This window comes from Microvirga mediterraneensis, assembly GCF_013520865.1.
Classification (GTDB): Bacteria; Pseudomonadota; Alphaproteobacteria; order Rhizobiales; family Beijerinckiaceae; genus Microvirga; species Microvirga mediterraneensis.
In genome coordinates, this window is sequence record NZ_JACDXJ010000001.1 from 3,946,798 (window position 1) to 3,967,788 (window position 20,991).

General features: G+C 58.5%; 14 protein-coding genes. 7 read left to right on the forward strand and 7 right to left on the reverse strand.

Translation table 11 applies throughout. The annotated features are described in order from the left end of the window. The first annotated feature begins 113 nt into the window (after positions 1-113). Both H0S73_RS18775 and H0S73_RS18780 read left to right on the forward strand, forming a co-directional pair. Entirely contained in the window at positions 114-338 is a 225-nt protein-coding gene (locus H0S73_RS18775; RefSeq protein ID WP_181053576.1) for a NepR family anti-sigma factor, read from the forward strand. After that, positions 335-880, forward strand: coding sequence for a sigma-70 family RNA polymerase sigma factor (locus H0S73_RS18780; protein WP_181053577.1), 546 nt, complete (start codon positions 335-337; stop codon positions 878-880). The genes H0S73_RS18775 and H0S73_RS18780 overlap by 4 nt, the downstream gene beginning before the upstream one ends. A 91-nt stretch (positions 881-971) precedes the next feature. On the opposite strand, the gene H0S73_RS18785 is transcribed toward H0S73_RS18780, so the two are convergent. Further along, complete coding sequence (locus tag H0S73_RS18785; protein WP_009494036.1) at positions 972-1,145, reverse strand: DUF1328 domain-containing protein; 174 nt, start codon at positions 1,143-1,145, stop codon at positions 972-974. Between the two features lie 103 nt (positions 1,146-1,248). Between H0S73_RS18785 and H0S73_RS18790 the strand changes: the two genes are divergently transcribed. Then, positions 1,249-1,545 (forward strand): hypothetical protein, encoded by a 297-nt coding sequence (locus tag H0S73_RS18790; RefSeq protein WP_181053578.1) that lies wholly within the window; start codon positions 1,249-1,251, stop codon positions 1,543-1,545. 55 nt (positions 1,546-1,600) lie between these two features. Here the strand turns inward: H0S73_RS18790 and H0S73_RS18795 are convergent, their stop codons facing one another. Then, entirely contained in the window at positions 1,601-2,461 is an 861-nt protein-coding gene (locus H0S73_RS18795; RefSeq protein WP_181053579.1) for an SDR family oxidoreductase, read from the reverse strand. A gap of 134 nt (positions 2,462-2,595) precedes the next feature. Continuing rightward, positions 2,596-3,927: a solute carrier family 23 protein gene (locus H0S73_RS18800; RefSeq protein ID WP_181053580.1), complete on the reverse strand. Its 1,332-nt coding sequence runs from the start codon at positions 3,925-3,927 to the stop codon at positions 2,596-2,598. A 165-nt stretch (positions 3,928-4,092) separates the two neighbouring features. Here H0S73_RS18800 and H0S73_RS18805 point away from each other — a divergent pair, with 165 nt between their 5' ends. After that, entirely contained in the window at positions 4,093-5,112 is a 1,020-nt protein-coding gene (locus H0S73_RS18805; protein ID WP_181053581.1) for an alpha/beta hydrolase, read from the forward strand. Between the two features lie 9 nt (positions 5,113-5,121). On the opposite strand, the gene H0S73_RS18810 is transcribed toward H0S73_RS18805, so the two are convergent. The 3 genes from H0S73_RS18810 to H0S73_RS26365 all read right to left on the reverse strand — a co-directional run bounded on the left by H0S73_RS18810 (position 5,122) and on the right by H0S73_RS26365 (position 9,093). Next, positions 5,122-6,069, reverse strand: coding sequence for an NAD(P)/FAD-dependent oxidoreductase (locus H0S73_RS18810; protein WP_181053582.1), 948 nt, complete (start codon positions 6,067-6,069; stop codon positions 5,122-5,124). A gap of 77 nt (positions 6,070-6,146) precedes the next feature. Then, positions 6,147-7,595 carry a mannose-1-phosphate guanylyltransferase/mannose-6-phosphate isomerase gene (locus H0S73_RS18815; protein WP_181053583.1) on the reverse strand — a complete coding sequence of 483 codons (1,449 nt, stop codon included), beginning with the start codon at positions 7,593-7,595 and terminating at the stop codon, positions 6,147-6,149. 1,021 nt (positions 7,596-8,616) lie between these two features. Beyond that, positions 8,617-9,093: an acyltransferase family protein gene (locus H0S73_RS26365; protein WP_181053584.1), complete on the reverse strand. Its 477-nt coding sequence runs from the start codon at positions 9,091-9,093 to the stop codon at positions 8,617-8,619. A 617-nt stretch (positions 9,094-9,710) separates the two neighbouring features. Here H0S73_RS26365 and H0S73_RS18825 point away from each other — a divergent pair. Together H0S73_RS18825 and H0S73_RS18830 are read left to right on the forward strand one after the other, a co-directional pair. Further along, positions 9,711-10,946, forward strand: a complete 1,236-nt coding sequence (locus H0S73_RS18825; protein WP_181053585.1) for an acyltransferase family protein — start codon at positions 9,711-9,713, stop codon at positions 10,944-10,946. Positions 10,947-11,459: 513 nt separating this feature from the next. Beyond that, positions 11,460-16,007 carry a glycosyltransferase family protein gene (locus tag H0S73_RS18830; RefSeq protein ID WP_181053586.1) on the forward strand — a complete coding sequence of 1,516 codons (4,548 nt, stop codon included), beginning with the start codon at positions 11,460-11,462 and terminating at the stop codon, positions 16,005-16,007. 281 nt (positions 16,008-16,288) lie between these two features. Here H0S73_RS18830 and H0S73_RS18835 read toward each other — a convergent pair whose 3' ends face one another. Beyond that, a complete protein-coding gene (locus tag H0S73_RS18835) occupies positions 16,289-18,367 on the reverse strand; it encodes a glycosyltransferase (protein ID WP_181053587.1) in 2,079 nt (692 codons plus the stop codon). A gap of 572 nt (positions 18,368-18,939) precedes the next feature. On the opposite strand from H0S73_RS18835, the gene H0S73_RS18840 reads away from it, so the two are divergent. Further along, positions 18,940-20,838, forward strand: a complete 1,899-nt coding sequence (locus H0S73_RS18840) for a glycosyltransferase family 2 protein (protein ID WP_181053588.1) — start codon at positions 18,940-18,942, stop codon at positions 20,836-20,838. Positions 20,839-20,991 lie beyond the last annotated feature (153 nt).

Here is a 20,991-nt window from a genome sequence, read left to right on the forward strand (position 1 = left end):
TTCCATGAATGGAACCGGGTGCAGCAACCAGCGTTATTGCTCGAAAACTAATATATGGATATTGCCAAGGTTGGCCATCCCTCCGAAAGATACGGGGTGGCAAGGGGACTAAGATGACGGTTGATAAGGGGAACAAGCTGGCCCGGACTACCCTGGAGGCGTCCGTGAACGATAAGCTTGCAACCGATCCCAAGCTCGACAGCGGCAGTCAGAAACGCATCGGCGACCAACTCCGCGCCATGTACGACGAACTGATGCAGCAACCTGTTCCGGACCGTTTCAAGGAGCTGCTCGAGCAACTGGACAAGAAGAACGGAGCAAAGGAAGGGTCTCAATGACCCCAGAACCCGATCCGGAGCTTCGGGAGGCACTTCTTGCGGCGGTTCCCAGCCTTCGCGCCTTCGCCATCTCGCTCTCGGGTCAGGTCGATCGGGCGGACGACCTCGTTCAGGACACGCTCCTCAGGGCGCTGGCCAATCTGCACCGTTTCGAGCCGGGCACGAATCTGAACGCCTGGCTGTTCACGATCCTGCGCAACCTTTTCCATTCCGAGTACCGCAAGCGCCGCCGCGAGGTCGAGGATCCCGACGGCTCCTATGCCGGTCGCCTGAAGGTGCAGCCCGATCAGGGCGCCCACCTGGATTTCGAGGACTTTCGCAGCGCGCTCGCCAAGCTTCCGTCCGACCAGCGGGAAGCCCTGCTTCTGGTCGGAGCCTCCGGCTTTTCCTACGAGGAAGCCGCCCATATCTGCGGCTGCGCGGTCGGCACCATCAAGAGCCGCGTGAACCGCGCGCGCTTTCGGCTCGCCTCCCTGCTGAATGTCGAGGACATCGAGGATCTGGGCCCCGACAGCATGACCCGCGCCGCCCTGCAGGGTTAGGCCTCCCCTCGCCTCCCGTCAAAACCGAATGCTTCAAAAGAGAACGCCGCCCTTGCGAGGCGGCGTTCGGATCTTGGATAGCCTTGCGGCATCACATGGGGCTTCGTCCACGCAGCAGGCCGATGACGGCCGAGATGGCGAAGAGGACGATCGCAACGAAGAAGATGAGCTTCGCGATCTCGACGGCCGTACCGGCGATGCCGCCGAAACCGAACAGAGCTGCGACAAGAGCGATAATCAGGAAAGTGACTGCCCAACCGAGCATGGTGTTACCTCGCTAAATAATGATCGACATCGAGCCGATTATGTTCAAACAACGCCAAGCGCGACTGTACGGTTCCACGCCCGAAAAATGATCCACTGCGTTCATGGACCGTTCAAAAGTAATTTTGCAGGCTTTTATTCGCATGGAACTCGCCTTACGCCCACACGTTTTCCAGATCACTTGGGAGAGATGGTCAATGACTCGTTCAGTTGCCCTTCGTGCATTTTGTATCTTTGCCGTTGTTACTACCCTTGCAGCGATTACTGGAGCGGCTTCTCAGGTCGTAATCGCAGAAGTACTTTTCCTGATCGCCGGTTCGCTTTCGGCCCTCATGCTTTTTGTCGCATGGACCACACCTGCGCCCAGCCTCGTGCCGGTGCGCGTGCGCCGCAGACGCTGATCGAACCCAATCGCAGTTACGAAAAGGGCGGCTCGATGAGCCGCCCTTTCTCGTTTTACGCTTCCGTCGGATCGCCGCCGTTCGGATGCAGGACCGTACCGGTGATATAGGAAGAATCCTCGCATGCCAGGAACAGGTAGGAGGGCGCCACCTCGTTCGGCTGGCCAGGCCGTTTCATCGGCGTGTTGGCCCCGAACTGCTTCACCTTCTCGACCGGGAAGGTCGATGGAATGAGCGGCGTCCAGATCGGCCCCGGCGCCACGCCGTTGACGCGGATGCCATCGCCCGCGAGCTTCTGCGCCAGGGATCGCGTGAAGGCCACGATGGCCCCCTTGGTGGCACTGTAGTCGAGAAGCTCCGAGCTGCCGCGATAGGCCGTCACCGACGTGGTGTTGATGATCGCGGAGCCCTTCTTGAGGTGCGGCATGGCGGCCTGCACCATGTAGAAATAGCCGAAGATGTTGGTGCGGAAGGTGCGGTCGATCTGGTCGGGCGTGATCTCGGCGATGTCCTTCTTCGGGTGCTGCTCGGCGGCGTTATTGACGAGCACGTCGAGCTTGCCGAAGCGCTGGACGACCTGATCGACGGCGGAGCGGCAGACATTCGGATCGCCGACATCGCCGGCGACGGTCAGGCAGGAGCGCCCTTCCCGCTCGATCAGGCGCTTCGTCTCCTGCGCATCCTCGCCCTCGTTCAGGTACAGGATGGCGATGTCCGCGCCTTCGCGGGCGAAGAGAACGGCGGTGGCCCTGCCGATGCCGCTGTCGCCTCCGGTGATGAGGGCGACCTTCCCGTTCAACCGGCCGCTGCCGGGATAACGGGGCTCGTAATCGGGCCGGGGATTCATCTCGGTCTCGTGACCGGGCTGCTTGTCCTGGACCTGAGGAGGCATCGTCTGCTGCTGTTCGGAGCTCATGGCGTCATTCCGTGCGCGATGGGAGGGAAGGAGTGCGGAGCTCCGTACGGCCGGGATGAGACAGACCATGCAAGACGAAGCCCGCGTTGAGGCTCAACGCGGGCTCCAGGGGCGTGTTCCTGATAAGGGTCTCGCTATTCGGCCGCCTGCGGATGCTCGACGGGTCCGGGCGACATCCGAAGGATGTGATAGAGAATGATGGCGCCGAACGTTGCCGTGCCGATGCCGTCCAGCGTGAAGCCGCCGACATTCAGCTTGAAGTTGCCAGCGCCGAGGACCAGGGCGACCGCCACGGTGATGAGATTGCGCGGGTTCGAGAAATCCACCCGGTTCTCGACCCAGATCCGGCCGGCGGTGGCCGCGATGAGACCGAACACCACGATGGACAGGCCGCCGAGCACGGGCCCCGGGATGGTGCCGATGAAGGCGCCGAACTTGGGCGACAGGCCGAGGAGGAGCGCGAACCCGGCCGCGATGATGAAGACCAGCGTCGAGTAGATGCGCGTCACGGCCATCACGCCCATGTTCTCGGCATAGGTGGTCATGCCCGTGCCGCCGGCGGCGCCGGACAGCATCGTGGACAGGCCGTCGCCCATGAAGGCGCGTCCGAGATAGGGATCGAGGTTGCGGCCCGTCATGGCACCGATGGCCTTGATGTGTCCGAGGTTCTCCGCCACGAGGATGATCGCCACGGGCGCGATGAGGCTGATGGCCCGGACGTCGAAGACGGGGCTCTGGAAGGTCGGCAGGCCGAACCAGGCGGCCTGGCTGATCCTGGTGAAGTCGATCGGCTGCCCGAGGCCCAGGATGTTGGCGCAGATGTAGTAGAGCAAGTAGCCGGCGGCACCGCCGATCAGCACGGGAAGGCGGCGCAGAGTGCCCGGCGCGTAGACGGCGACGAACCCGACCGCGATGACGGTCGCGAGCGCGATCCAGCGGGCGAAGTCGCTGCCGGCGGCATTGTCCGGCGTCACTCCCGAGGCGCTGTTGATCGCGATCGGGGCGAGCACGAGGCCGATGGCGGCCACGATGGCGCCCGTGACCACCGGCGGCATCAGCCGCTCGATCCAGCGGTGCCCCGCCATCTGCACCACGATGCCGATCAGGAAGTAGAGCGCGCCGGCCGCGATGATGCCGCCGAGCGCCAGGGGAATGTTCGGGTTGGGACTTCCCACGCTCGCGCCGGTGGCGACGAGAACCGGGCCGATGAAGGCGAAGCTCGATCCGAGATAGCTCGGCACCCGGCCGCCCACGACGAAGAAGAAGATCAGCGTCGCCAGGCCGGAAAACAGGATCGACACATTGGGGTCGAAGCCCATCAGGATCGGCGCGAGCACCGTCGAGCCGAACATGGCGACCACGTGCTGCAGGCCCACGACGACCATCTGGCCGGTCGGCAGACGCTCATCCGGCATGATGATGCCTTCGGTCTTCAGGCGCCACCGTGGCAGGAAACTGTCGGTCATGGTTCATCCCCCAAGTTGCTATGACTTATCGGGGCACCGTAGACCCGTAATCACGGGAATGGCTAGGTGAGATAAGGACTTATTAACTGCCGCGAGGGCCCGGATTCTGGACAAGTGCCCATTTGGCCGCCACATCATTCCCTTTGGCGACGGAAGAGGATGACGATGCGGAAGAATCATGATGTTCCGGCAGGCACGGTGCACAGCCTCTGGCTCGACAGCCGAAGCCTCAAGGGCAACCTCCTGGGGGATCCGGCCCGCCGCCGGATCGACGTCTACGTCCCGGCGGGTCATGACGGCCGGGACCTGCCTCTCCTCGTGGATCTCGTCGGCTACACGGCGGGCGGCCCCGCCCACACCAATTGGAAGAACTACGGCGAGAACGTTCCCGAGCGCCTCGATCGGCTGATCGGCACGGGCGCCATGCCGCCGGTCGTCGTGGCCTTTCCCGACTGCTTCACGCGCCTGGGCGGCAATCAATATGTGGACAGCGCGGCCATGGGCTCCTGGGAGACTTTCCTCATCGAGGAGATGCTGCCCTTCGTCGAGGAGCGCTTCGGTTGCGGTGGGGACGGACGCCGGGGCGTGTTCGGCAAGAGCTCGGGCGGATACGGCGCCATGGTCCATGCCCTTCGGCATGGCGGCTCGGTCTGGTCGGCGGCGGCATCCCATTCCGGCGACGTGGGGTTCGAATACCTCTACCATCTCGGCGAGTTCGCCGGGGCGCTGCGCCACCTCGCCGGTCACGACATGTCCATCGAGGCGTTCCTGCGCAAGTTCGAGGCTGGCCCCAAGGCGAAGGACAAGGACTGGCATACCCTGATGGTGCTCGCCCAGGCGGCGAGCTTCGATCCCGATCCGAGCCAGTTCTACGGTGTCCGCCTGCCGGTGGATCTGCAGACCTGCGAGATCATCGAGGAGCGCTGGGCCAACTGGCTGCGCTGGGATCCCCTGCGCATGGTCGATCAGCCTGAATGCCAGGAGAACCTGCGCAAGCTGAAAACCTTCTACATCGATTGCGGCGACATCGACCAATACAACATGGTCTACGGCTCGCGGATCATGCGCCGGAAGCTCGAAGCCGCAGGCATTCCCCATGCCTACGAGGAATTCCACGACGACCATTCCTCGGTCGATTACCGCATGGATGTCAGCCTGCCGCTTCTCGCGAAGGCGCTCGCCTGAGAGGCAAAGTCACGCCCCACCCGGCTCGTCCTCGGTCGGCCATTCGCAATGGTTGTGGATATGGGTCGCGGCAAGCGCCGCATGGCCCATGCCGACCACGATCTGGTCGAGGCCGCGAACGATGTCGCCCGCGGCGTAGAGCCCCTTCACGGTCGTCTGGCAATGGCTGTCGACCATTAGGGCGCCTGACGTGTCGTGCTCGGCGCCGAGCGAGATCGCGAGGTCCGAGCGGTATTTCAGACCGAGCGCCGAATAGAGCACGTCGAAGCGGTGCTCCTTGCCGCCCATATGCACGGCCGAGATCCGATCATCCTCCATGTCGAGGAACTCGACGGGGGTTTCCACGATCTTGACCTGATGCTCCTCGAGCCTCGCCCGCTGCTCCGGGTTCAGCTCCAGAGGCTGGCCCAGGGTGAGCAGGGTCACGTCACGGGAATAGGTGCGGGCGATGAAGACCGCCTCCCCGATCCCATGGGAGCCATAGGCGATGACGGCGATCTTCCGGTCGCGCGACTCGTAGCCGTCGCAGATCGGGCAGTAGCGGACGAGCCCCCGCTGGATGGCATTCGGCATATCCGGCAGGTCCGGCTCGATATCGACCGAGCCGGTGGCCAGCACCACGCGCCGGGCCGAGATCTGGCTCATGCCCCCCTCATTGTCCTCGACCACGCCGATGAAGCGGTCCGGCTGCTTGCGCAGGCCCGTAACCCGGCCGGTTTGGATCGTGGCCCCGTACTGCTCGAGATTGGCGCGGGCCCGGGCGAGGATGTCCTTGCCGGAGATGCCTTCCGCGAAGACCGGGATGTTATGGCTGGTGGGGATCCAGGCCGCCCGGGGCGTGCCGCTGTCCACCACCAGAAAACGGCGCTTGAACCGCGCCAGATACAGCGCCGTCGTCAGCCCCGCAGGCCCTCCTCCCACGATCAGGCAGTCCAGAATATCCCCTTTCGACCCCATTCCCGCACATTGCTCCCGCTGGCCTCACAGGAGGCACAACACATGAGGGCGGGAAAAGATCGCGACCGGGGAGCCTGTCAGCGGCCGTAATCGTCCTCGAACCGGATGATATCGTCCTCGCCTGTATAGCTGCCGACCTGCACTTCAATAATCTCCAGGGGAATATGGCCCGGATTGCCAAGGCGGTGCCTGGCCCCGATCGGGATGTAGACCGACTGGTTCTCGTGCACGAGCGAGATACTGTCGTCGACCGTCACTTCCGCGACGCCATGCACGACGACCCAATGCTCCGCGCGATGATGGTGCTTCTGGAGCGAGAGGCGGCCACCTGGTTTGACCATGATGTGCTTCACTTGGAAACGGGAGCCTCGGTCGATCCTCTGATACCATCCCCACGGACGGTAGACACGGATGTGATCCCTGGCCTCTGGGCGCTGCCGGACGCGCAGCGTGGCTACGAGCCCCTTCACGAGCTCCGAGCTCCTGCGCGAGGCCAGCAGGACGGCATCGGGCTTGGCGACGACCACGACATCCTCCAACCCCACGACAGCCGTGAGGATGTTGTCGCTGTGAACGAGGCTGTTGCGGGACCCGACCATTTCCACATCGCCCCGGATGCAATTCCCGGCCGCATCCCGAGGAGATGCGCCCCAGAGAGCGTCCCACGTGCCGATATCCGCCCAGGAGAAGGCAACCGGCACGACCCCTGCCCGCTTGGTGCGCTCCATGACGGCGCGATCGATGGAGATCTTGGGAGCGTGCCTTAAAGATTCCTCATGGAGGCGGATGAAATCCAAGTCGATGACCGCTTGCTCGAGCGCCTGCCGTGCAGCGGTCAGGATAGCCGGCTCAAATCGCTCCAATTCCTCCAGCATTACATCGGCCCGGAACATGAGGTTGCCGCTGTTCCAAAGAAACCCTTGCCCGACATATCGCTCCGCGCTTGCCTTGTCGGGCTTCTCGGCGAAGCGCTCGACCTCGAAGGCAGCGGTACGCGCGATGGGTTCGCCGGGGAGAATATAGCCATAGCTCGTCGTTGGATGCTGCGGCACCATGCCGAGGGTCATGATATGCCCTTGCCGCGCCGGATCGACAGCCGCTTCGCATGACGCAACGAAAGAAGTGACATCGTCGATGACATGATCCGAAGCCAGGATGAGCACGATGGCCGTGGGATCGCGTCCTGCCGCGTAGCAGGCGGCGACCGCAACGGCGGCCGCGGAATCGCGCTGGACAGGCTCAAGGAGGATGTCCGCATCGACCCCGATCTGAGCCAGCTGCTCTGCGGCGATGAACCGGGCCGCATCGCTCATGATGACGGCCGGGCGCGAGAAGACGCTGGGCTCTGCCACACGCTGAACGGCCATTTGGAACGTTGAGTAAGGTCCAAGAAGATCCATGAACTGCTTCGGCATGCTGTCCCGGGAGGCTGGCCAAAGCCGCGTTCCGGAGCCGCCGCAGAGAATGACAGGGAAGATGCGATGGGTATGATCTTCCAAGAAGGTTTCTCGTGCAACGGCAAACATTTTTTGAACTTTATAACATATAATCGCCTCATGTGGATTTAGCCAGTGTCATTGGCGTGGTTGTGAGATCTGAAGATGTTTATGCATCCCGCGCGAGTGTCTGTAGGTAGCCGCTTCGAAATCAACTCCCGATGAATCTGAGAAATGAACATGCCGCAACGGAGTGTTTGCACGACCCGCGTGAGTTGAGCCGAATGATCCGCCCTATCCTCGAAGATGGCTTGCCTGATCGCAAAGTCGCAGTCGCCTTTGTCGGCGATATGCACTGCCTGCATATCGCCGGCCTACTACAGGAGCGAAGAACCTGACTGACTGGACATTTTCTCATTCTATCCGAGAACCGTAATCAATCGCATGGCCGCTTACTGGATCAGGTCGCGGAGAGCCTACTCAGCCCCATGTCGAAATGCGGCTAGGCGACGTGCTTCTGGGAACTGTTTGATCAGACGTTTGCCATATTCCTCAACGGGACGTTCGATGACGCGATAGCTGATTTGAGCAACGACGGTAACCAAGCCAAGCACGATGGCCGACACGGAAGCGAACCGTAACCATTGAGGAGCTTCGATAGCATATATACTCTGCAGGAAGGGTCCGATTAGGCAATCACAGGGATATGGCAGAGATTGACGGAATAACTGCCCCGTCCGTAATACGATAATATACGGGACGCCAGAACTCGAGGCTGGCACAAACCAGCCCCTAGTAGGAGCAATGCATAGGCGATTGAGTCAACATGGACTTGGTGACATATCCCTCCTGCCCGCCTGAGACCTGCCATGCGAACAGCAGCATGCCTGCGATCAGAGCTCCGGAGCCGAAAGTTCTCGCCTGTTGGCTTCCCTTGAGCGCTGCATGGACGTCCAACGCGATGCATACCATCATAAAAGAGGGGAAAAGCGAACTATCAAGCGGGCCTCAAACCGTTCCCACAGACGTACATTTGAGATCAGCCACGAGAAATGATTCGCAAAGATGTAGTACAGAAAAATTCCCACAAACATAATAAACAAACGTGTTTTTATCCCTTTGGTGAAGACGTACAAAAGCGGAAACGTGGCGTAAAACATGACCTCCGTGCCGATGGCCCATCCCCCTGAAACGGCACTCCGGCTCCAGCTTGGAAAAAGTTAAAGAGGAATGAAACAGATCCTGCGATGAGCCCCCACGCAGGCGGCTTCCCTGTCGTCAGACAGTAGTGCAGAGTCGAGTAGATGATTAATACATAGAATAGGGGCGCAATCCGGGAGAAGCGACTGGCTGCGAAGCTCGTCAAGGGCATGCCCGTTGCGATGTGACGTGGCATCGTCAGGCTCAAAGAAAATGCACTGATTGCGAAGAACAGCCACACCCATGAATAACCGAAACCAATGAAGGAGGAGATGGCAGGAGGGGGCGCCAAATTCGGCGTGAGCACACAATAAACATGGAAGAGAAGCACGTACAGAGCTGCGATCCCACGAAGATTATCGAGAAAATCAAGCCGGTCTCTTTGCATCTGCCGCCCTTGAGTTGTCGGGTTCGATTATACGATAGTTCAAGTCACGGCAATATTATCTCAGGGCGCGATGCAATAGATGATAACGAAACCCGTAGGTTATTGCCGAGTTTATTCCCTGATGGAGTTGTATCCTGTTCGTCAGAGCACCGGCTGTGAATGTCTCGATTCGTGCCTGCTCGGGCCTTCCAAACGCGGACACGGCTGAGTCGAAATCATTGCTCGTCCCGCCCGCAAGCGGAATTGGCACGCCTCCCGCTGCATTTCCCAAGTACACTAACAGCTTCACAGGGCGATGCATTGGCTCGATCCGCCAAGGACAGCACTCGCGCAGGGCGTCAGCCGGTGAGACCGATGCTCCCGGGCCGCCTGGCCGTGTACTAGCAAAAGTCTTCCTGAGCATCACGGCCACGTCTGGGCGCTGCTTACGAGCAGGATGTGCCGTGGCATCACATATCCAACGAACCCGGCTGCACTGGCGCAAAGCATGAAAGACCCGAGCCGTTGACGCCCGCAATCCATTGCGATCGTCGGCACTCACCTAGGGGCGCCGCTAGGGAGGCTTGTCCTCGAAGGTGAGGTTCTGTAACGGATTGCTTCACGATCTGGAACTTCCGATGCCCCATGCACAACGAAATGCACCCCTTGAGGCGCTGCGCGGCCTTGCTGCAATCATAGTCCTGCTATGGCACACGATGCTGGGGTTTTTTCCAAGTAAATCAGGGATATTTGATGGATTTGACCCAGATAAAGCCGCAGTAGGAAAGATATGGTTTGGGCTCATCTATGGCACTCCGGCTGTCGTATTCTTTTTCGTATTGTCGGGATACGTCCTGACAAGAGGATTTTTCCTCTCACAGAACCCTTTCATAATCCTTCGAGGAGCTGTAAAGCGCTGGCCGCGCTTGGCAGGTACAGTGACGGTCGCCACTCTCACATCATCCATCCTTTTTGCACTCGGACTCTATCACTACCAGGAAGCAGGTCGGATAACCGGTTCTCCTTGGCTCGCTACTTTTGCGACCGGGGCTATGACCGCGTTCACTCCAAGTATTTGGGATGCCTTCACACAGGGCAGCTATTTCACGTTTTTTCGAGGGGACGCTTACTACGACACAAGCCTCTGGACGATGCGATATGAGTTCATTGGTAGTTTCATCGCTTTCGGTCTGGCGCTCCTTCTATCACCCATCCGTCGACTCCGCCCTTTGGTCGCCGCTGCCTTATTAGGCGTGGTCGCTATTCTCTGCCATTTCGCGTCACCGTACTTTGTGGCGTTCCCTGTCGGGGTGATGCTGGCGGCACTTATGCCGGAGAAGCGCTTGAACATCCCGACTTGGGGTGCTGTTAGCATGATCATCCTGGCGATTTATCTTTGGGGCTATACAGGTCGGGGAGTTGGTGCCTTTGCCCCTCTGAACATGATCCTGCCAAACATGCCGAGTCTCTGGCTAAGCTATGTGTACATGATCGGTGCTGTTCTGATGATAGTTGCCGTTGAGTCAACTTTCGCTCTGCGGCAGTTCTTATCAAAACGCTGGGCCCTGTTACTTGGTCAGTTTTCATTCCCGCTGTATCTGATTCATGTTCTAGTGCTGTGCTCAATTGGCAGCCTTACACTCGTGCTGACTAATTCTATGATCAGGCCGCCGTATCCCAACATCATTGCCGCCGCCGTGACTATCGCAGCGTCCATGATCTTCGCGCTTCCATTGGTATTGTTTGAGCGGTGGTGGGTGAGATTGGTCAACAGAGAAAGCGATAGGCTTCTGTCGCCTCACATGAGCAGCTATGACCAAGGGGAACGACAAACTCACAGCAGGTCTCTCAGTAAAGCGTCAGAACTCATGTAGGATGCGCCTAACGATGGCGCGCGCCCTGCCAAGACTTCGATTGAAGGGCTCGACAATAGGCTATGGTGTCAGCGATCAGGTTTTCCAGGGCGCCGAGACTAGGTCGGCAGATAAAGCAGCATAACCGGCCCACCGCGCCTCGCTGCGCCGCCTCCACCTCCTCATGCGTGTGGCGTTGCCCCAGGCCACGTACATGGCCTTGTCGGGATATGATTGAGGAGAGCCTGGAGCAGTTCCACGATCTCCCGAACGCGTCATCAGGATCGGGGCTGGTGTGACAGAGGTGGTCAGGCCCACTCATTTGCTCTCGCCTGAACGTATCGACGTGGGTGGCGGCCCACGGCTGCCCTTGCATCCTAACAAACCACAGAACTTCCAGCGCTGTACTTGGACGAGAAGCTCCGCCGAATCGTATCTTAGGGTTTAGGTATTGCGATCCTGATCGGTTAAACTTATTGATCTTCTAATCTTTAGTGGGCCGAGATTTAGGCCTTACAGCCACTGGCAATCGTCATGATCGAATCCTCCCCGAACGGAACTTTCCCTTTTGGAACTAAACTTCATCGTGCAATTGCCTCAGGACAGTGGACACAATGCATATCGCCTGCGTCCTTTTGGTCAGTCTCGCACCTCATCGAGTCTGCCTGGCTGGAACACGCCCCGTTTGCGCTATGGCTGATTGACGCCCTCCGGCCAAGCGTATTGGTTGAACTGAACTCCCAGGATGGGTTTTCCTATCTGACTTTTTGCCAAGCCGTGCGCGACCTTGATTACGCCGCGACCTGTTATGCAGTCGGGGCTCGAAAGAGCGACCAAGGTTCGGGCCTGACCCGCGAAGACGCGTTCGCTCGGTTAATGACGCTCAATCAGGAGAGCTATGCGAACTTCTCGCATGTGTTGGATGTCACGTCCGACACTCCCCTCCCGCACATTGCTGACGGCAGCATCGATCTGCTTCATATCGACGGCTGTCACAGCTATGAGCAAATAAAAGCCAAGTTTCAGAACTGGCAACCCAAGCTTTCCGCGCGCGGAGTGGTGCTGTTCCACAATATCAATGCCCGTGGCGACAATTCCGGAGTCTGGCGCTTCTGGTCCGAACTGAGACCGCAATTTCCGTCGTTTGCATTTGTTCACGGCCGTGGATTGGGTGTGCTAGCGGCTGGATCGGACGTACCGGCTACATTGCAAGCCTTATTTTCTGCGCGTGACGGCGACATCGACATCATTCGTGCGAGCTATGCCCAATTGGGCGGCGCCCTAAGGAAACAATTCGAGCTCGGGGAGTCCAAGAGCCGTCTCGTCGACGCTGTCGCGGAGCAACGCCGGTTGCGCCGCAACCTGGACGAGCAAAGGCATCGCTACGAAGCAGAGATCGCCGCTCAGGAAAAGGCGCTCCAGCAGCTTAGCAGCCTCATCGCACGCGTTCCCAAGTCACTTCGAATGATCGTTCGCCGCAGTGCGAAAGCCGCCTGGTGGCTCCTGACGCCTCATCGGATGCCGGCGCGCGTTGCGCTTATGCGGGCCCGCATGAATGCTGGAACCTCCGTGCCGCGGACGGAAACCCGCCGCACCTCAAAGGACAGCAAGCCTCCTTTACGGCCTGCGAAGGACCGAGTCCAAGGAGCGCATCCGGCAGACGAGCGGGAGGCAACCGAAATCCGCCCAAGCAAGCCCACTCAGGTGCGGTTGGGCGTCCTGACGGCGGCGGTGCGTGATTTCACACTCTCGATTTCAGGATGGGTGATCCATGAGCAATATCCGGGCCTCCCGATCGAGCTTGCGATTGAGCTCAAGGGTGCCCCCCTCCCCCTCAAGACCTTCTTCGCATCGACACCATCTGGAGACATCGCATGGGGACTTCCCGACTCCGCTCTTTATTTCACCATCTCGCATGACATTCCCGAGAGCCTGATCGGCAAGGATTTCCAGATCCGGGCGGTGAAGGATGGCGTCGTCTTCGAGGATCTGCTCATAAACTGGGGCAGCGGACGATCGACGCGGCGCGATGAAACGACATCCTCCAGCATGGAGGAGGAGGTCGGCACGACCGATCTGATCGCCGGCCAGGTCGAGACGGCGAAGCCGAGCAGGATCAGCGGCTGGGCTTTGAACAGAAGCAATCCCTGGAGTGCCCCGGCGGAACTCATTCTGACCGTCGACGACGAGCCTTACGCTCGCACGAAAGCCGTTAGCTTGCGTGAAGATGTTCGAAAGGTCGAAGGCGGCAACGGCTTCGTCGGATTCGAATTTCCTCTGGCGCCGAATGTCCTTGCCGGCGGTAGCATCACGGCAAAAGTGGAACCTTCGATGGGACGACCATCGATTCTTCAGAACATTCGCGAGATCCATCTGCCGGGCTATCATCTTGGGGCAAAGCGCGACCCTGAAGCCCATCTCTTCGAGGTGTGTTCCCGGATTCCACGCGGTCAGAAGATTTCGGTCATCGTCTTGAACCGGAATGGAGCGGGCGTTCTGGAGGGACTCCTGGAATCGGCCTGGAAAACGGGCGATCTCGGGCGGTTCGAGTGGATCGTCGTTGACCACCAGTCGACCGACACCTCGGCCGAGGTTTGCGCCAAAGCCAGGAGCAGTGGCGCCGCCATTCATTTCTTCGATCGACACGGGAATTTCAGCTTCAGCGAATCCAACAATTTCGGCGCGCAGAGAGCAACGGGCGATATCCTGGTTTTCGCCAATAATGATCTGATCCTTAGAGACTCGATCTACGAACGTATCCTTGACACCCTCGAAGACGATCGCGTCGGAATCGTGGGCGCGAAGCTCTTGGACTATGTCGACGCGCCGGGCTGGGAAGCTCGCGGCCCCGTTCAACACCTCGGCGTATTCATGAAGCCTGGGATAGAGCAAGAATACCTAAGGCCGTACGAATCACGGCGGACGAGAGAAACACCTGTTCTTCCCGACGCCCGGCAATCCCGGCCGGCAGTGACCGCCGCATTCATCGCAATGCGTCGAAGTGACTTCGATGCCGTCGGCGGGTTTGATGAAGCTTATTCCTACGGGCTTGAAGATGTTGACATAAGCTTTAAGGTCAAGCGTCAGCTGAAGAAGGAAGTGATCTGCGACCAAGGCCTGGAGATTATCCACCGGCATGGCTACAGTCGAAGCAAGGACGCCAGCGCCGCCTTACGGCGCCGCAACAACAATCATCATTTCAACCGGCAATGGGCGCAATGGCTCCGCCGCAACATCCGTCATGATGTACTGACCAAGCCGGGCTTTTGGATCGGCGCCCGACCCACCATCGGTTTCATTGTCAGCGATACGTCGAGCAGCGATGACTATCTGGCGGCGTTCGAACTCGGACGCGCACTCCAGACGATGGCTCCCGTTCACCTCCGATACCTCAATCATCGCGATTGGTACAGCCTCGGAGGAATTGATATCCTGATCGTGATGGCAAGCGAATTCGATCTTGCCAAAGTGAAGGTCATCAGCCCCTATGTCACGACCGTAAACTGGGTCCAGCATTGGCACCAACATTGGAACGAAGCTCCGCCCGTCGACATGTATGACCATGTTTGGACGGGATCCAGGCGTGCGGCCGACGACCTTCAGACGAGGACTGGGCGTGCAGTCGCCGTTCTCCCAATGGCCAGCAATACAAAGCTTTCTTCAAGGGGCCGAGCACAAGCGGAGTTCACTTGCGACTACTGCTTCATCGGCAGCAATTCCGGTCGTCCGCGCACCATCCAGTTCGACCTCGACCCGTCATCCATCAATGGGCGCGGGCTCGTCTTTGGAGCGAATTGGGAGCGCACTCCAATCGCCCCGATCAGCAGGGGCCCATTGGACTACAAGAGATATCCGGACGTATACGCATCGGCAAAAGTCGTAATCGACGATATGCAAGCTTTTGAAAGTGGATTGAGTATCTGCCGGAACGGGATGTTCGACGCACTGGGTGCAGGCTGCCTCGTCATCACGAACCGTGTCGAAGGCGTCCATGAGTTATTTGGCGACCGAGTGCCGACTTACCGTGATCGCAAGTCACTGACCGAGACACTCAACTACTGGCTCAGCCATGAGGAGGAGCGAAACCAGCGCGTCGCGGAACTCCGCCGGGTCGTGGAGGAACAGCACACCTATGAACACCGGGCCCAGAAAGTCATGGAACTTCTCACGGCCCCATCTTTCTCCCCTCGCGTGGCAATCAAATGTCCGGCTCCTTCAATCGACGGGAAGGATTGGGGCGATTACCACTTCGCACAAAGCCTCGCAGGTGCTCTCCGCCGCATCGGATGTGTGGTTCGAGTGGACATGCGCGAGGATTGGGAATGCGCCTTGTCCGAGATCGATGACGTTTCGATCATGCTGCGCGGCCTGAAGGGCCTGAAGCCGAAGCCGCATCAAAAGAATATCCTGTGGCTGATCAGCCACCCGGAGGCTGTGTCGACACAGGAGCTGAATCGATATGATCAGATTTATGTCGCGTCTGCCGCCCACGCGGAGATCCTGAGAAAACAATGCAAGGTGCCAGTGGAGCATATGCCTCAATGCACCGACATCACGCGGTTCAAGTTCGAGCCTGCCCTTGTAAACAATCCCAAGGATCGAGTCGTCTTCGTTGGAAACTCGCGCGGCACCTTCCGGGACTCGGTGCGGTGGGCCGTTGAGCACGGTTTGGACATTGATATCTATGGGAGTGATTGGGAGCCATTCATCACCGACAATCGCCTCAAAGGCAGAAAGGTACCAAACTCCGTCCTGGGCGAGTTCTATGCTTCGAGCCGCCTGGTATTGTGCGACCACTGGGAGGACATGCGCCGTCTGGGATATGTTTCAAACCGGGTCTTCGACGTTCTCGCGGCGGGCGGAGCTTTGGCCGTAGATCCTGTCGAAGGTCTGTCCGACCTGCTTCCGAAGGGATCATACCAAGTATTCAGGAATGGTGAGGAACTGGCCTCCCTGACGAGGAACACTGACCCGGTGGATTTGGAACGGCGTGCAGAAATCGCGTCCTACGTAGCTGCACATCACTCTTTCGACGCCCGTGCTGCGACGATCATGCGCAAGCTTCAAGAGTGGAATCTATGATGCACCTGACGTGATGCCCTGATTTCTCCTGAAGGCCATTCGGCAACGTGTGTTCAGATAATCGTCAGAAAAATGCAGCGCAGCAAAGGAGCGAGATGTTTCCAAATCTGCAAGGCTGTCTCTCGAAGAACGGCGCTGCACCGTCTCTACGAACTCATTCGCAAAAATCTGGTTCAAGGAGCCGAAACGCTTCAAATTGATCCGCCCCATCAAATGCCGGAGCGGACCATGTAAGCGAGTACTTTTGCATCTTGTCTCAAACCGCGATGCCGATCCGAAGGCTATCGCCTGGCCGACGTCATCCTCTTCTTGATCCAGCGCAACGGCTCAGCCACGCGGAGCAAAACGAGAACCCGAACGGCTTTCCCTCTAAGCCTGAATACTTTTCTGCGAGCATAGGATCTGATCGCCGGGAGGGGGAAAGCGCCATGCGTCTCGAGCGCTTCCAAAACGTGGAGGCCATCGACTATCGGCAGAGAATTCTCACCAGGAAATCCCCTGGCCACTTCGGAGGCGATGGTTTCGATTGATGCGAGATATTGCTCGACCGAGAACTCTTGGTGACGGGCAAAGCAATTCCTTGAAAGAGTGGCATAGTCTTCCGAAGGTATGTGCTCGAGTCGTGAGGCGACTTCGTGCGCTGAGTACTCATCGAGCACGAAGCCGTCTTCTCCATCCCGGATGACCTCGACCGCTCCTGGAACATAGCCAGGGGCAATGACAGGTACGCCGAAGGAGAAGGCCTCCAAGACCCGATCCCAGGCACTATCCCCCCAGGGTGGCAAGATGACGATACGAGCTTGATCGTAAATTGCGTGCCTGGCCGTAACCCCGCTTTTAACGATTACAGGCTCATGCACACCGACATGCGTCAATCTCGCAGACAGCTCTTCCAGAACTGGCGTTTTTTCATCGCCAGTCGCAAAGACATGCAGCGGTGGAAGCTCCCGGTCCACTAGAACCCTGGCAAGTTCCACGAGGAAGTTCACCTCTTCCGGGGGGCAATCCGGAGACACGATGTAGGATAAGCGCTCATTCCCCTGCACATCATAAGTGTTGGAAGAGCGCACCCGAACGGGGCGATTGATCCTTGCCAACTCGTTGATGCCACACTGTTTATAGAGTGCGACATCCTGGCTGTTTGCGCACACGACCCGGGAAGCCGCACATGACTCCATCGTCTCCCATACCGGGGCATCTTGGACAGGTTTTTTCCGGCGACCGGCTATCAACGGCAGCCACCGCATGTGAACGAGGGGCAGCCGCAACAGCCGGCTCTGAACCGATATGGGAAAGCGTTTGATACTGTCATCGTGGATAACCACGACGGCCTCTGCAAAGTGACATTCGTCGAGAAATGAGCAACTGGCTTGCTCGTCCGATGGACGTTGCACAATCTTGACGGCAGGATGCGCTTCGCTTTCCTGCAAAGCCATCCAGGTATGCCTGATCTCCCGGTTGCCCGTGGCTTGGATCAGATCAGGCGCTGCGTTCGACCTCACGCGAAGGCTGGAGAGATCCTCCATCACGTGAATGACGTCCCTAAACCGGAAAGCCATTGCGGCGCTGATGCCTCTGCGCTGCTTCTTCCGCTCGGACTCCGTCAAGGTCGGGTCCCTCTGGACCACTTCAAGGAGATTTCGGTGCAGCGTTTTAAGGTAGATATCGTCAAGGCCATACCTGTCCTTGAGAATTCTATAATTTGCGACACGTGCTGACAACTCATGTGGCAATATATTTTTTGAGTAAGTTGACTTTCGCGACGTTTCTATAAAATAGAATGGCTTAACACTTTCTATACGCACGCGATCAAAACCAGCGAGCAGTATTCGCATATTTAGACGAACATCTTCGCTTCTCCCTTTTATTTCATCTCTTGCATGCAAGAATACAGCCTCGCGATTGTAAATCTTGCCCGCGATACCCGAGAGAAGACGGCTGATCGTGGTGTTGGAGATCGGCCGGGCGTTATCGAACTCCTTGACGAAGTTTATTCTGTTTCTCAGGGCGAACGGCGTCATCACAATATCGAAGCCGGGCCGCAAACGCTCGGCTGCGGAGGCGAGCGCATGCGGGTCGATCAAATCGTCCCCATCGACGAAGGTGATATACGGCGTCGTCGCGTGCTCGGCGATGAATCTCCGTCCCACGGAAGGTGACCCGAAGTTCACATCCGCGAGGTGGGCCTGGAAATTCTCCTGGCGGAACAGCGGGTGCTGAGCGATCAGCGTTGCCGTACCGTCAGAACTCCCATCGTCGTAGAGGATGATCCGAATTCGGCTTTTGGGAAGCCCAAGGAGTCGATCAAGCAGAACGGTTATGTTATCCCGTTCATTATGGGTGGTAACGCCAACTGTCAAGCAAGGATTCATGGGTAATCTCGACCGCTGTTCAATTTCATAGCCTACCGGAATGCTCGGCCAGGCTATGTGCTGACATTAAATGCAATGCCAAGGTTTCACCTTGAGGCTACCAAGGTCTCATTACACTCTCGCGCATGGATGGAATTGTGCGTCGCCAGCCTGTCCAGGAAGCGGTACTTCAACCTTCTTCGCGAAACAAGCGGAGTGCCAGAATTAAGAAAGACGCCCCCGAGCTCCTCCCCGAACAGAGAGGTAGGTTCCAGGCAAATGTGCCGCGACGATCCCGATCGGGCGGCCGATTGCCGAATGCGCTCCGGAAATGGGGTCTCCAGTCGCTTTGTCGCAAAGCCCAGACCTGCCCCCCTCCTTTGATTGCTCTTCTCTGCCGCATAGGGTATCTGCCGACGACGGTCGATCTCTTAGAACCTAACGATCTTTGGGGCGGGCTTGCGAAGAATATACCCCCAAAAGGTGGTTGTATGCGCTGTTCAGCGGAGGCGCGGCCCATAAAGCTTTGGACTCTGGTGGACGCTTCCGGTCACCAAAGCAATCGAACGAGTGCGCATTCGATGACGGATAACAGACGGGCGGAAAGTGAACGAGATACTGCTCAAGTCCAAGAATTGATGCAGAAACTTGCTCAGCTCGAGAAGGCGCTTCTGGTACAGAGCGCTCGTCTCGACAGAGCCGAGACGGCCATCAAGGATGCGAAGCAGCGCGAGGACAGGCTTCTCTCCGGACCCGTCTTTCGGACGCTGAACCGGATTCAAGCCGTTGCACGCTCCTTCAATCGCGGCCTCAGAAGCGGTTACAGGTCGCTTTCTCAGCGCTGGTCCGAGCGCGGGCTTCGCGCGCGCGCGAAGCCGGTCGAAGCGGCTCAACCACCGCAGCCTTCCCATGCAGGAGCCCCCCTCCTCCCGGTGGAGGATCTACCTTGGCCGGTGCAGGTCGACCGCAAGCTCCGTATGGAGCGCAATCGGACCTTGGTAGTTGGGCAGCCGCCAATCCCGTCGGAGCCCTTGATCACCGTCATCCTGACGACCCGTGATTCAGCCTTATACATACGAGATATTCTCCAGTCGGTTCTGCAACAGACGTATTCAAGGTTTGAACTGCTGGTCGTTGACGACGCGAGCCGCGACAACACATGCGCTCTTGTCGAGGAGTGCATTGCCGCAGATCCCAGGGTGCGATTGATCCGGCTGAACAGCAACCGAGGCATTTACTGGGGCTGGAATGCGGCCATCTCCGAGGCCCGCGGGGAGGTAATAGCGCTTCTTCCCGATCGTCAGGTCTGTCTGCCGAGTTACCTCGATGAACATTTGAAGGCGCTCCGCAAGCGGGGTGTCGCCGCTTCGCTATCCTATGGAGAGCCCGCGCCGGAGAGCGCCTCCTCTGCGACACCCGGGTTGGGCTTGGCGCCGGATGTCGCACCGGCGTCTCTGATGCTCAAGCGGCATGTATTTGATGAAATTGGCTATTTCGACACCGTCAAAGCTCTTGCGGAAGCAGAGATGCGCGACCGGGTCCAACTGGCTTACGGAGCAGCATCGGTTCAGTCCGTAACCGGACATATGTGCCGCACCATTCCAGGATCGGGAAATTCGAACCTCAAGACCTCAGCCGAAAAGTCCGCACACTACATCAGATCCTATCAGGCTTGGCACAGGGCAGTTTCGGATGCCCGTTCGCAGCCCTATGTGCCGTTTCCTGTCACCAACCGGTCGTTCGCCCCACATGAGGACCTCCTGGTGGAAGGCAAAAGATTCCTGGCAGAGCCCATCGTCGCCTTTATGGCCACGTTTCCGAAACGTCGGAAACATTTGGCGCGGGCCGTCCAATCCTTGCTCCCGCAGGTCGATCATCTCTACATATATATGAATAATTATGAAGAAATTCCTGAATTTCTGCTAAACGAGCGGATTACGGCACTACCCGCTTCACACCTGGAAGATCTCCGCGACATTGGTAAATTCTATCATATGCCCGATGTACCAACAGGCTACTTCTTCACTGTCGACGATGACATCGAGTATCCTGACAACTACTGCGATACCCTTGTGCGCAAGATCGAGGACTACGATAGAAAGGCCATCGTTGGCGTTCATGGGGTCATTTTCGAACAACCGCTCCAACGGTTCTTCAGCCCCAACAGAACAACCTTTCGGTTTCAACGTGCGCTCGACGTCGACGCAAAAGTGAACCTCATCGGGACTGGGACCATGGCATTCCACTCGTCAACGATCGCCTTCGAGCCCGGCTCCCTCCCTAAAGGCATGGCCGATATCGGGGTCGCGATCGCCGCAAAGGTCAATCGTGTGGACATGATTGCCATCGCGCGCCCGGAGAAATGGCTGACGCCCATTCTGGTGAGAGGACAGGAGGATCAAAGCCTCTGGGAGGAGTTCCGGGAGAACGACGATGAGCATACCGAGATCCTGAAACAGCATGGAGACTGGCGTCTTTGACAGCGCCGAAGCCGATGCTCGCCTGGCACGCGAGCGGCCCGGTCCCAGGCAGTTTCACGTCAGCCAGGGTCCCTGGGGGCCCCGGGAAAACTCTTAACCGCCACCTCCGGTCGAGAAGCCTGCTATAGGATGGGACCACGGACCCTGAAGGCA